General features: G+C 64.0%; 10 protein-coding genes. All 10 read right to left on the bottom strand.

Going from position 1 to position 13366, the window contains the following annotated elements:
- Positions 1 to 7: 7 nt before the first annotated feature.
- Positions 8 to 1162, bottom strand: a complete 1155-nt coding sequence (locus MWL89_RS04660; protein WP_244411946.1) for an ATP-grasp domain-containing protein — start codon at positions 1160 to 1162, stop codon at positions 8 to 10.
- The gene (locus MWL89_RS04655) at positions 1159 to 3012 is read right to left on the bottom strand and encodes a lysylphosphatidylglycerol synthase transmembrane domain-containing protein (protein WP_244411945.1); all 1854 of its coding nucleotides are present in this window, start codon (positions 3010 to 3012) and stop codon (positions 1159 to 1161) included. The genes MWL89_RS04660 and MWL89_RS04655 overlap by 4 nt, the downstream gene beginning before the upstream one ends.
- Positions 3013 to 3222: 210 nt before the next feature.
- A complete protein-coding gene (locus tag MWL89_RS04650; protein WP_244411944.1) occupies positions 3223 to 4014 on the bottom strand; it encodes a J domain-containing protein in 792 nt (263 codons plus the stop codon).
- A 504-nt stretch (positions 4015 to 4518) separates the two neighbouring features.
- A complete protein-coding gene (locus MWL89_RS04645; protein WP_180995097.1) occupies positions 4519 to 5877 on the bottom strand; it encodes a hypothetical protein in 1359 nt (452 codons plus the stop codon).
- A 339-nt stretch (positions 5878 to 6216) separates the two neighbouring features.
- Entirely contained in the window at positions 6217 to 7791 is a 1575-nt protein-coding gene (gene purH / locus MWL89_RS04640) for a bifunctional phosphoribosylaminoimidazolecarboxamide formyltransferase/IMP cyclohydrolase (RefSeq protein WP_102378783.1), read from the bottom strand.
- A gap of 1 nt (position 7792) precedes the next feature.
- Positions 7793 to 8785, bottom strand: coding sequence for an XdhC family protein (locus MWL89_RS04635; protein ID WP_244411943.1), 993 nt, complete (start codon positions 8783 to 8785; stop codon positions 7793 to 7795).
- A complete protein-coding gene (gene purN, locus MWL89_RS04630; protein ID WP_102378785.1) occupies positions 8778 to 9416 on the bottom strand; it encodes a phosphoribosylglycinamide formyltransferase in 639 nt (212 codons plus the stop codon). The genes MWL89_RS04635 and purN overlap by 8 nt, the downstream gene beginning before the upstream one ends.
- 47 nt (positions 9417 to 9463) lie before the next feature.
- Positions 9464 to 10624 (bottom strand): phosphoribosylformylglycinamidine cyclo-ligase, encoded by a 1161-nt coding sequence (purM, locus tag MWL89_RS04625; protein WP_244411942.1) that lies wholly within the window; start codon positions 10622 to 10624, stop codon positions 9464 to 9466.
- Positions 10625 to 10671: 47 nt separating this feature from the next.
- The gene (purF, locus tag MWL89_RS04620) at positions 10672 to 12141 is read right to left on the bottom strand and encodes an amidophosphoribosyltransferase (protein WP_244411941.1); all 1470 of its coding nucleotides are present in this window, start codon (positions 12139 to 12141) and stop codon (positions 10672 to 10674) included.
- Positions 12138 to 13352 carry a class B sortase gene (gene srtB, locus MWL89_RS04615; RefSeq protein ID WP_244411940.1) on the bottom strand — a complete coding sequence of 405 codons (1215 nt, stop codon included), beginning with the start codon at positions 13350 to 13352 and terminating at the stop codon, positions 12138 to 12140. The genes purF and srtB overlap by 4 nt, the downstream gene beginning before the upstream one ends.
- Positions 13353 to 13366 lie beyond the last annotated feature (14 nt).

Here is a 13366-nt window from a genome sequence, read left to right as displayed (position 1 = left end):
ACGGCAGCTAAGCGGTAAGAAACTCTTTGAAATCGGTGTTCACGAGAAACGCGCGTTCCGAGGGGTCGTCCTCGTCGGTTTCGAAGAAGAGGAACCCGAAACTTGCAGTTGCCCGATAATCCATCTTGCGCAGCGCGAGCACATGCGAGAACTTCGCGCAGAACGCATCGTAATCGAACGTCTCGTCGCCGGTGAGATCGGACGGGCAGCCGTTGAGCATCGACATGACGTAAAGCTTGCCCGCCTTGCCTTCGGCAAGCGCATCCCAATCGGGAGCGCGGTCTTCGAGGTAGTATTCGTAGGTCCTGAACCCATAGGCGTACCAGCTGATATCGGTACCGCCAAGCCCGGCGAAGCGCAGCGGGTTGAATTCGATGGGGCGAATCACGCCGTCCTGCACGCGAACCTCGACGTGCACGGGGAAATTCTTCGCACCCACGTACCCGTTCACACGATCGAGCCATGCGGTGAACTCGGGGGCCATCTCGGATACGATACGCGCGCTCGTGCAGTACAGGCGGTCGCTCGTGTCGGCGGGCGAGGCGAAATCATGGCGGAGCACGTCGAGCACATGCGCTTCGCCCTCGGCGTCGAAGAACGCGTCGATGGCGTACTCGGTGCCTTCGATGTAGCCTTCGAGCACAAACGAACTCGCTCCGATCACGCTCTCGGGATACATGTCGTGCCAGGTTGCGGCGTTGCGGTCGATATCGTCAAGCGCGGCATCCCAATCGTTTTCATCGGCGATCGGGTATACGCCCACGCTGCAGAAGCCGACCGAGGGCTTGAGCACGAACGGAGTCTTCAACGACGCGAAATCAAGGGAGCGCAACTCGTCGGCCGTGCAGGTCATGAAAAAGAAATCGGGGTCGAGCGGAGCGAGCACGCGCCGCATGAGCGCCTTGTCTTTGAACACCTCGATGGGATGCACGACGGCTTCGTTTTCCGCGTGCTCCGAAATCCACGCAAGCGCGTTTTCCGAGGAGGTGTAGAGCCGCTCGCCCCCCTCGATGCGGCGGATCGCCTCGTCTTCGGGGCACAGCGCGATGTCGTGATCCGCAGCTATGCTGCGCGCCATCCGGTTGTCGAGAACCGGATGCCCTGAATCCTCCAGCCATTCGATCAGGGTTTCTGAGACGAACGGTTCCTCGAGCATGATCATCGAAAATCCTCCTTATCGTCGCCCGCGCTTTCGTTCGGGCGTGCTGTCGGTGCAGAGCTGTGCGTTCTTCGCTTCAAGCGTTCGGTTCGCGCATCGCGCTCGGCCTGGCCTCGGGCCGGTTCGCGCTGCTGTTCCGCCATCCTACCACGCGCCGAATGCGGGTCAAGGTCGGCCGTGTCGAGAGAAGCCCGCCGACGGGCGCGGTCGCGTTCGGCGCGCTTCGCCGCGCGCCTTTCTGAAACGGCGCCCCGGGGAAACGGCGATTTAGCCTCCCCCGTCGCAGTAGCGAGGCTTCCCTCGTCATGAGCCTGCTGCCGTATGGTCGCTCCTGTCTGGGCCTTCTCCCGCCACGTCGGCTCAGGCGCCTTCTCGAAACGGCGACTGCGCTTTTCCCGCACGCCCTCGCCTGCAGCTTGCGCCGATGCGGTGTCCTGTGCCCCCGGATGGCCCCCCTCCGCCTTTCTCGACCGCCGTCGGGGCATCTGGAGAGGGCGATCGAACGCCGCGCGCTTCCAGAACAGCCACAACACGAGCACGACGATGGCCGCGGCGACCTTCGCGGTATCGACGAAGAGGAACTCGCCCCCCGCGATCAGGATGAGCAGGGTCACCGACAGCGCCCACGCCGTGCGGAACCGCAGCACGAGCCCTGCCGCCAGAACGAGCAGGACCACGCTTCCCCCGATGAGCACGGGACCGGTCAGAAACGAGCCGATGTCGATCCACGAGGTGAGCGCGCTGTAGGGTTCGAACGATTTGGGAATGAGCGAAAGCCCGATGTTCACCAACCCGACGATGCCCACGAGCGTTCCCGAAATCCAACCGATGTCCTTTGCGCGCTGCTCTTCGGTCGCATTCTTCTTACCTGCGAAGAACCCCGATTGGGAAAGCAGCACCGCGCCGATGCAGAACGGCATCCAGAACATGATGCCGCGGTACACGAGCGCGATGGCGGTAGCCGTCGCAAGCGAGCACCCGTGCGCCGTCAGTATCGCCGCGATGGCGGCTTCGACCACGCCCACGCCCTGCGGCGTGGGGCTCAGGATGACCGAGATGGCGGCAACGGCAAACGCGGCCACGAGCGCCGAGACGTTCTCGAATCCGAACGCGTAGCCGATGGCCACAAGGCACGCCATGTTGAGAACGGCCGAGAACGACGCATAGCCCACGGTGACGAGCGTTCCCACCGGGTTGTGCGCGAGAATGCCCGCCGAATCGATGAACGAGCTCGCCGTGCGCCTGCCCCACCCGGGCTTCATGCGTTTCTTGAGAATGCCGAGCACCCGATTGACGAGCTTCTCGACGATGAGAAACACCCGAAACAGCACGCGCGGCTTTTTGTACCCCACGACGAACATGCTCGAAAGAACGAGGAGCACGCCCGCAAGCAGCAGGCCTCCGATGAGGAAGAGCGTGTTCATCGTACCCGAAACGAGCATGGTGACAAACCCGATCACCGATATCACAAGCACGGCGGCGAAGTAGCCGATCTGCGAGAGAATCGCGCCGCTCGTCGCGGTGCCTGCATCGGCTCCCCTGCGATGCGCGTCGTCGATGATGAACGCCACGCCCGTTGCTCCCGAAAAGAGGCAGAACGTGTTGATGAACACCAGCGAGAAGATGAGCACGATGTTATGCCAAAGCCCCGTCTTGAAATCGACTGCCGCAAACGCGGCGTCGTAGGACAGCGCTTGGACGATATGGCGGGCAAGCATGAGAACGATGGAAACCGCAATGGGCAAAAGGGCGCCGGTTTGCAGGGTGCGCACGAACTCCGCAAGGTAATCCGCGTTGGCAATGAGCACGCAGCACGTCACGATGCCCAAGACGAGCAGCAGCGCCTTCTTCACCCGGTATCCTTTCCTGCGATTGAACGAAAGTCACATTATAGCAATCATCGACTGCTTCGGTTCCCGATCTGCGGAGAATCGCCGCCGGGACGCCGCGCGAGCGCCGAGGACCCAAGCGGCGAACCGTAAGCGCATCGGAAAGCCCGCAGAGCAGGCAGCCGCGCAGGCAGTCTCGGCCAGCGCGCAACCGCGGCCCCGAGCGCCCATCCTCTACTTCGCTGCGGCCGCCTTGCGCGCGGCACGGTACGCGTTAACGGCGTTGCGCACGTTCACGATGTCGAACAGCACCGCAAGCGCAAAGAAGATCGCGAGCCCGAACGTAACGGCCCCCGCACGCGGTGCGATGAGCATCAAAAACGGCGCCCCGACAAGGGCGATCGGGAAAAAGAACGCCACGAGGCAGCTCCCGAGCCGTTTCCATAAACCGTAGATGATCGAGGCGGCAACGTAGAGGAACAAACCCGATGCAAGCGAGGCGAGCACGCCGAGTACCGCAAGGCACGCAAGCTTGATGGCGATGACGCCGAGTTCGTTGCGCAGGTTCTTCTGCGCCTCGTCCAGTTTCTCGGCGGGCGTCTTCTGCGGCCGGGCGGCTCCGAACGGATCGAAGGGGTTTCCCGCCTGCGTCGCGGCATCCCATGATGTCCAAACCCAGGTGGTCTGGCCCTGTCCTGCGCCGAACGGCCAACCTTGGAACGGATCGCCGTACGGGTTCGAGGAACCGGGCGTTCCCCCCGCCCCCTGCCCGCGCGAAGGCGAGCCGGCGTAGGGATTGGCGTAGGGGCCGCGTCCGAACTCGGGCTCCCACTTGCGCGAGATGAGCACATCGCGCGCCTCGTTGATGCGCTTGGTCTGCTCTTCCGCCCACGCATGCTTTTCCGGATCCTGGGCGTACTTATCGGGGTGATGCTCGATCACCTTGACACGATGGGCCTTTTTGATCTCATCGTCGGTCGCCCCGTCTTGGAGGCCGAGAATGCGCAATGCTTCGGATTTCTTCATGCTCCCACTATACGCAACGCGATCAGGATAGCGTGATGCGAACCGACCCGCTGTTGCCGTTATGTAGGAAATCTACACGCGCCCGACATAGATCACCCGAGAGCGAACCGCATCGGGGGCGCGGGCGACGGATGCGTCCGGCCGGCGATTCGGTCCGGCGGGCCAAGCGATGCGCGATTACGCCTTCCGCGACGCCCGGTTGGCCTCGGTGCCCGGTTGGCCTCGGTGCCCGGTTGGCCTCGGTGCCCGGTTGACCACGATGCCCGGTTGACCACGACGCCCGGTTGGCCTCGGTGCCTCCGATGTCCGCGAAGGCGAGTTATGCGACGAAAAAGAGTCTGGTTTTGCCCTCATTGATCGCATAACCGCAGGTCGTAATTCTCTTCGATACCGAAAAGAGTCCGAAAACTTCGCACGAAGGCGGTTGGCGGACAGCGGAGCGAAGGCGGTTGGCGGAAGGCGGTTGGCGGAAGGCGGTTGGCGGAAGGCGGAGGAGGAACCGCCCTAGCGGGAGTCGGAAGCCGCATCTCCACCCGACTCCGCAGCCGCTTTCGCATCGGAGTCGGCGGCAGGTGCCGGATCCGCCAATTCCCCGGTAATGCGCTCCTTGATCGTGAGCTTGCGCGGTGCGAACGGGTGCGGCAGGGGGATGTCGTGGCCGATCGAGCGCAAAGCGATGTCCCAGAGCGTCTGGCTCCCCCCGTAATAGAGGTAGCGCCTCTTCAAAGCGGGGAGCTCGTCTTCGTCGACCGCGCCGTCGGCGGCGAACTTGTCGATGATGGCGTTCGATACGTCTTTCGCCTTCCCCTTGCGCAACGCGACGACCGCATTGGCCACGAACACGCCGACCGTGTACGGGAGCACGAACGCCTTGATGAGCGCTATGAGGTCATCCGATTTGTACTGGGCGAGCGAACTCGATTGGCTGTCGAGCACGCTCGAATCGATGGCCGAGGCAAGCTGGCCCGACGCGCTCTCGGCGGCGAAGCGCTGCACGTCGACGAGCCAGACGCCGGCGAACACGATGACCGCGGCACCGAAAGCCGCCGCCACGAGGCTGATGCCCTTGAGCCAGCGCGAGACGCTCCGCATCCAGTAGAACGGCACCGAATAGGTGTAGAGCAGCAGCAAGAGCGCCGCAAGCACGATGGACGCTGCGATGATGATCGAATCCTGCTTCAGGAAGTAATCGGTTGCCATACCGAGGATGCGTTGCACCTCGTAGAGCCAATCGAATCCGCTCTGCAGCATGCCCTCGGCAGAAAAGCCCAGGGCGGTCAGCGCCTTCATCGCCCACGAAAGAAGGATGCTCGCGACTACCACCACGATGAAAAACGCAGGCAGGGTGACCGTGATGCTCGTAAGCCCGCGCAGCACCGTTTTGTCGAACCGGAGCGCCAGGAAGTAGAACAGGAGGAACCCGCCCACGAGCACCGCCGTGAACGTGAGGTAGGTTGCTATGGCGTCGGGTATGACGATCTGGGGAAACGTTCCGAATACCGCACGGGCGACCAAACCGATCGAAACCGCCGAGACGATGGCCGCGCTTCCGAGAGCCCACGCCCGCTGCAGACGATCGGCTTGCGTATCGAGGCACGGGCGACCCTCGTCATCGACGAGCGTCACCAAATCGAGCGAGACGATCGCCCGAATCGCGAACGCCGTCTTGAACCCGAGGGCAACGGCGAGCGGGGCGAACAGGATGAGGCCTACCCACGGGGGAAGGGCCAGGCATACGCCGCCGAAAACGAAAGCGGGAAACGCGATGCGAAACAGACCCGCGTAAGGGCGCTTCACCCATGCGAGCAGACGCCCGCATAGCGAGCGGACCCACACGGCTCTTCTCTGTACGCCCTTGCCCATACATCGAGTGTATTGCCCGATCCCGCTGCGGGCAAGCAACGGGTGCTCAACAAGCCGGGGCAGGACGCCGCAAGGCCGGGGAGATCCGCGAAGCGCACGCAAGACGCCGCGTCGCAGCGGTTCGCGAAGCGCACGCAGGCTGGCCGCAAGCATGCGCTCGGCCGAGCGCATGCGTTGCTTTGCATGGGGCCGAAACGCAAGGAGACCGGACGCAAGGTCCGGTCTCCTGATGCCGTCGCACAAAGCGCCTGCCGCGCCCAAGGCGGGATGCCCCGCATGCTTCGCAGCCGACCTCCCCCCGTGCTTCGCGAACCGCTGCGACGCGGCGATGCAACGGCTCTAGTGCCTGAAGTGGCGATGCCCCGTGAACACCATCGCAATGCCCTGTTCGTCGGCAGCGGCGATGACTTCCTCGTCGCGGATCGAACCGCCCGGCTGGATGACCGCCGTGATGCCCGCCTCGGCGAGCGCGTCGAGGCCGTCACGGAACGGGAAGAACGCGTCGGAAGCGGCAACCGCCCCCCTCGCTTTCTCGCCCGCCTGCTCGACGGCGATGTGCGCCGAGTTCACGCGGTTGGGCTGACCTCCGCCCACGCCGACCGTTGCATGGCCCTTGGACAGAAGGATCGCGTTGCTCTTGACCGACTTGCACACCTTCCACGCGAACACGAGCTCTTCCATCTCGGCCTCGGTGGGCTGGCGCTTGGTGGCAACCGTAAACGACGCCGGCTCTTCGGCAACCGCATCGGAATCCTGACAGAGAAGGCCGCCCTCGACCGAGCGGAACTCGACTTCGCCGCCCGCAGGGTTCACGCCACCCGTGGCGAGCAGGCGCGCGTTGGGCTTCGCTTCGTACATGGCGAGCGCATCGCCTGCGAACTCGGGGGCGATGATGGCTTCGACGAACTGCTTGTTCTCGAAAATAGCCACCACCACGTCGGAGGTGACGGGGCGGTTGAACGCCATCACGCCGCCGTAGGCGGATACCGGATCGCACTCGTGGGCCTTCTTGTACGCAGCGACGATATCCTCGTCGACGCATACGCCGCACGGCGTGAGGTGCTTGACGATCACACATGCGGGCTCGTCGAACTCGCGGACCGCAGCCCATGCGGCATCGAGGTCGAGGTAGTTGTTGTAGGAGAGTTCCTTACCCTGGAGCTGACGGGCATTCGCCAGGCTGTGATCGGCCATCTTGTACGCATCGCGACGATAGAACGCCGCTTCCTGATGCGGGTTCTCGCCGTAGCGCAGCCCCTGCACCTTCGAGAGCGCAAGATCGATGCGGGCGGGGAACTTCGCATCCGCTTCGCCCGCGATCTGTCCGGCCAGCCATGCGGCGATCGACCCGTCGTAGGCGTTCGTGGTTTCGAATACCTGCAAAGCGAGCCCGAGACGCGTATCCCGCTTTGTGGCACCGCCGTTGGTGCGCATCTCGTCGAGGATCTCATCGTACATATCCGGACGCGTGACCACCGCGACCGACTCGAAGTTCTTCGCGGCGGAGCGCAGCATGGAGGGGCCGCCGATGTCGATGTTCTCGATGCAGGTAGCGAAGTCGGCGCCAGAATCGACCGTCTTCGTGAACGCGTACAGGTTCACCACCACCATATCGATCATCTCGATGCCGTGCTCGGCCGCCTGGGCCATATGGTCGGCGTTGTCGCGTTTGGCGAGAAGCCCGCCGTGCACCTTCGGGTGCAAGGTCTTCACGCGACCGTCCATCATCTCGGGGAATTCGGTCACATCGTCGATCGGCGTGACGGGAACGCCCGCCTCGGCAAGCACGCGCGCCGTACCGCCCGTCGAGATGATCTCGGCGCCGAACTCGGTTGCGAGCGCCGACGCGAACTCCACCACCCCGCTCTTATCGGTAACCGAGATGAGTACTCGCTTGACCTTTGGATCTTCCACCTTAGCTCCTTCCCAAACTGGCTTCGTGCTTCGCACGGGCCTCTTCGCTGTATCTTTGCTGGTACCTGACGTCCACGAGCTCGGCCACAATCGCTATGGCCAGCTCGGCCGGCGTCTTCGCACCGAACTTCAAGCCTATCGGGCGCTTCACGCGATCCCATTGCTCATCGGCCATGCCCGCCTCGCGCACAAGCTCGTACACGCGGCTGTTCTTGCCGGCGCAACCCATCATACCCACGTAGTGCACGTTGTTCTCAAGCGCCCATATGCAGCCCTCGGGATCGAACATGTGCCCGCGCGTGAGCACGCACACGTAATCGGACGAATCGGCCTTGACGGCACCGAGCTCGTCGAAGTTCCCACCCGAAAGCACGATGCGACGCGCATCGGGAAAGCGGCTCTCGCTCACGTACGCGGGATCGTAATCGACCACGCACACGTCGAAGCCGACGTGCGCGGCAAGTGCGGCGACCTCGCTTGAAGCGTCGCTCGCGCCGAGCAGCCACACGCGGACCGAATCGAACAGCGGCACGCTTGTCCAGGTAAGGCCCTCGAACTGCTCGTTGTGCATCGAAGGGCCGCGCGTCACGTCTTTCATCTGGAAGAAATCGCGCGGCGACCACTCCCGCGAGGCGACGCACTGCTTCGCGTCGTTGCAGAAGAACACGAGCGGATCGCCGTCGGCCGAACCGACATCGCCGTACTTCTTCGTCACCTCGTTATCGGTGTTCGCGACCGCTTCGGCAGGATCGTAGACGACCTTGAACCCGAGCCACGCGAGCTCGCCCTCGTCCATGGCCCGCGCCGCACGCTCGAACGTGGCGATGTCGGCTTTGTTCAGGCTTGCCGCAACGATGTCGAGATAGTCGGGCGAGATGCGCTCGTTGCCCTCGGTTGCTTCCGCGGAGAAGCAGGGGAAGTCCTCGGCCGTGAGCGTGGGGGTCAACCCCTCGGTGAGGTCTTCGATGATCCTTGTGAGCGTTTCCCTATTCACTGATGCGCACCTTCCTATCTTCGGTAATCGTTACGCGCCCGGCGGCGAGCCAGCGCAGCACCTCGGGGTACAGCGCGTGCTCCGCCTCGTGGATGCGCGCCTCGAGCGACTCGAGGGTGTCGTCTTCGCGGACCTCGACGGCGCGCTGCGCGATGATCGGGCCCTTATCGTATTCGGCGTTCGCGAAGTGCACGGTAATGCCCGTGACCTTCACGCCCGCATCGAAAGCCTCCTCGATGGCGTGCGCCCCCATGAACGAGGGCAGCAGCGCCGGATGGAGGTTCAGCACCTTATCGGGGAACGCCTGCAGCACCTCGTCGGTCAGCTTGCGCATGTAGCCCGCCATGACCACGTACTCGGCTCCAGCGCGCACGAGCTCGGTTGCGATGATCTCGTTGGCCGTTGCCGGATCGGCGTAGAGCTCCTTGTTGAGCGAGCAGGTGGCTATGCCGTGCTCTTTGGCGCGCACGAGCCCGTAGGCTTCGGGGCGCGACGAGATGACCACGACGATTTCGGCGTTCAGGCTTCCGTCCTCGATCGCATCGATGATGGCGGCCAGATTGGTTCCGCTGCCGCTGAGGAGCACGCCTATCCTGAGCGGCTCCGCCTCTCTGTTCAAACCCCCACTCATTGCTTCCCTTTCGACTCGAGCATCCGTACAAGCAAAAATCGCATGGGCTACTCCTCGTCGGACTGCCCGTCGGCTTCGGCGAACAAGGCGCCGTCGTTGGCGTAGACGACCTTGCCCTCGCCTTCGACGATGCGCCCGACACGGTAGGTTTTCTCCCCAGCCGCACGCAGCGCCTCTTCGACGGCATCCGCCTTGGCCGGATCGACGATGAGCACCATGCCGAGCCCCATGTTGAAGGTCTTGAGCGCCTCGGTCTCGTCGAGCTTCGCCGCACGGCACACGAACGATGCGATGGGGGGCACCTCCCACGTGCCGAGCGTTACTTCTGCATCGACGGTGGCGGGCAGGGCGCGGTCGAGGTTCTCGGAAATGCCGCCGCCCGTAATGTGGGCGAGCGCGCGAACCGCCTTGGGGTGCGCCTTAAGCACCGACAGCACCTGCTTGACGTAGATGCGCGTGGGCTCGAGCAGCGCTTCCTCGACGCTTTTCCCGCCGAGTTCTTCGCGCTCGAGGCGCAACTCGTAATGGGTCTTGTCCTCCACGCAGACCTTGCGGGCGAGGGAGTAGCCGTTGGAGTGCAGACCGCTCGACGCCAGACCGATCAGCACGTCGCCCGCCTGCACCCGTTTGGGATCGAGCATCTCGGGGCGATCGACGACGCCCACGCAGAAGCCCGACAGATCGTAGTCGTCAGCCTCCATGACGCCGGGATGCTCGGCCATCTCGCCGCCGATGAGCGCGCAGCCCGCCTGCTTGCAACCCTCGGCTATGCCCGAAACGACCTCGGCCACCGCTTCGGCCTTGAGTTTGCCCACGGCAACGTAGTCGAGGAAGAACAGCGGCTCGGCACCGGTTGCCAGGATATCGTTCGCGCACATGGCGACCAGATCGATGCCCACCGTATCGTGCTTGCCCGCCAGCTGGGCCACCTTGAGCTTCGTGCCCACGCCGTCGGTCCCCGATACGAGGATGGGGTCGGCCATGTTCTTCGCCGCTGCGATGGAGAACAGGCCCCCGAATCCGCCGATATCGCCGATGACCTCGTCGCGATAGGTTTCATGAACGGCACCCTTGATCGCATCGACGGCTCGTGCGCCCTCGGCGGTATCGACGCCGGCCTGCGCGTAGGTCGTGGCGTCTTGCGCCCAGCTCGGCATGGCGGGGGCGTCGTCCCTCTCGACGGCGCTTACGGTGATTCTCTCTGTCATCTCATCTCCTTGTAAAAAGCCTCGACCTGCACCTGGATGCAAGCCGTTTACTGCAATCCTGAAGCTTGCGCAAAATCCGCTTTGGTCAGAAAACTCTTCCTGCTCGTCGATTCGGGAATCGCCACGGGGTACTCCCCCGAAAAGCACGCCTCGCAGAACCCGTCGTGGTTCGCCTGGATGGAATCGCGCAGACCCTGAAGCGATATGAAGGCAAGCGAGTCGGCGCCGATGAACGCGCGCATCTCCTCGTTGGTCATGTTGGCCGCTATGAGCTGGTCGCGCGTATCGGTATCGATCCCGTAGAAGCACGGCCACAAAACCTCGGGGCTCACGATGCGCAGGTGCACTTCGGTCGCACCCGCCTCGCGCAGCATGTCGACGAGCTTTTTCGAGGTGTTGCCGCGCACGATGCTGTCGTCGATCACGACGAGGCGCTTGCCCGCTATGACCGAAGGCAGCGGATTGAGCTTCAAGCGGATGCCGAGCTGGCGCATGGCCTGGGTCGGCTCGATGAACGTGCGGCCGACGTAGCGGTTCTTCACGATGCCGTCGGCGTACGGGATGCCGCTCTCGTGCGCATATCCCATCGCGGGAGGCACGCCCGAGTCGGGCACGCCGAGCACGAGATCGGCTTGTACGGGGGCTTCCTGGGCGATGATGCGGCCCATGTTGCGGCGGGCCTGGTACACGCTCATGCCGTCGATTACGCTGTCGGGTCGGGCGAAGTACACGTATTCGAAGATGCAGGATGCGCGCCTTCCCGCGACAACGCCCTGTTCCGAATGCATGCCTTCGTCGTTGAAGCGGACGATCTCGCCCGGCTCGACGTCGCGCACGTACTCGGCCCCCACGATGTCGAGGCCGCAGGTCTCGCTCGAAACCACCCAGCCGCGATCGTTCGGCAGCTTGCCGATGCACAGCGGGCGGATGCCGTTCGGATCGCGGAACGCATAGAGCGAATCGGGGCTCGCGAGCACCATGGCGTAGGCACCCTCGAGCGCTTCCATCGCGCGGCGGATGCCGCTGCGGAGATGGTGGGTTTTCCGGGTCACCACGCCGATGGCCTTGGCAGCCACCTCGCTATCGGTGCCGGAGCGAAACTGCACGCCCTCGTCGATGAGGCGCGTGCGCGTTTCGTTGGTGTTGACGAGCGTTCCGTTGTGGGCGAGCGCGATGAGCACGTCGTCGATGGCGGAGATATGCGGCTGCGCAGCTTCCCACGATGCCGACGCGCCGCTCGTCGAGTAGCGCACGTGGCCCACCGCCACGAAACCCTCTAAAGCGGCAAGCGTCGACTCATCGAATACCTGGGTCACCAGGCCGAGGTCTTTCGCCACCATGATGGTCTCGCCGTCGCCTACCGCGATGCCGGCGCTCTCCTGGCCCCTGTGCTGCAGAGCCTGCAGCCCGAAGCACGTCATGCGCGCAACATCCTCGCCCTTCCCGTACACGCCGAATACGGCGCATTCCTCCTCGAGCCTGTCGGGGCGCTCCCAGGAAAACGCGGGCACGCTCATGAAACGGCCCCCGCGGCACCCTCTGCCGCCGCGGCATCCTCGGGATCGATGGCACCGCCCGCATCGCCTTCGCCCTGCGCAGATGCGGCATTGGCGGGCACGGCGCTGTCGGCTACACTCGCGAACAGCACGATGCGGTCATTGGTCGCCGAATAGTCGGCGCAGGTGACGAACGCGAACATCTTCTCGACTTCCCCAGCCGTCACCGTTGCGGGATCGGGCGCCGATACGGTACGGTCCATCTTGTCCTGAACGTAGGCCTGCAGCTCTTCGGCGTCGGCGAAGGTGGGCTGGGCGAGCGGATCGGATGCATCGACCACCACAAGCGAGAACGTGGTGAGCTTGTAGTTGCGCTCGGGCGTGAAGATGTAGACCGTACGGTGCTCGTTGAACACCGACTCGTCGCGGAAGTCGGCGAACTGGGCGAACATCGAGCCGTCGTTCATGTGGTGGCCGTACACGATGTTGTTGGCATCGGAGAAATCGGCTGTGTTCTCGGCTGCGAGGAAGATGGCGCCGTACGAGGCGAGCCAGTTCGTCTCACCGTAAAAATCGGTCTTGAGGTACTTGTCGTTGTTGTCGGTGTGCACGATCGGGTAGTTGACCATCGTGCCGGGCACGTAGACCCACCCCACCGTATCGGGGTTGATGGCCAAAAGCGCGTCCCAATCGATGACGACGTCGGAAAGCGCTACGCCTTCGATGTCGGCCGGCTCCTCGAACGCCTGCGATGCGACGGTGTTGTACTTATCCTGCCCCTGCCAATAGCTGAACGCGATAACCCCCAAGGCGATGAGCGCCCCGATGAGCACGACGAGGGCGATCCAGAAAACGACCCGCCACGGGCCGCCCTTCTTCTTGCCGGATTTGCCCTTCTTGCCGATGATATCGCTGCCGTAGCGGGCGCCGCCCGCCTGGGCGGCCGCATTGCCCTGCTGAGCGGATCGGCGCTGCCCGGCCTGGGCCTGCCTGTTCACGCTCGGGCGGCCACGGCCGCCCTGGGAAGCAGGTTGCGGATCCTGCGCCTGCTGCCGGGGGTCGCGCGCCTGCGAACCCGCGCGGTACTGCTGGTTCCGTGCGCCTTGGCGCGGTTGCTGTCGGGGAGACGAGGGGCTCTGCTGACGTGCTTCGGGCGGCATTCCGGAGTTCGCGTCAGGCTGGGCATGGCGCGCCCGCGGGGATGCGTCTTGATTGTGCCGGTTATCAGCCATAAAGACCTTTCGGT

It is taken from the genome of Raoultibacter timonensis (assembly GCF_022845715.1).
GTDB classification, from domain to species: domain Bacteria; phylum Actinomycetota; class Coriobacteriia; order Coriobacteriales; family Eggerthellaceae; genus Raoultibacter; species Raoultibacter timonensis.
The sequence above is the reverse complement of the archived record's forward strand: the minus strand, read 5'-3'. Positions and strand labels throughout refer to the sequence as shown.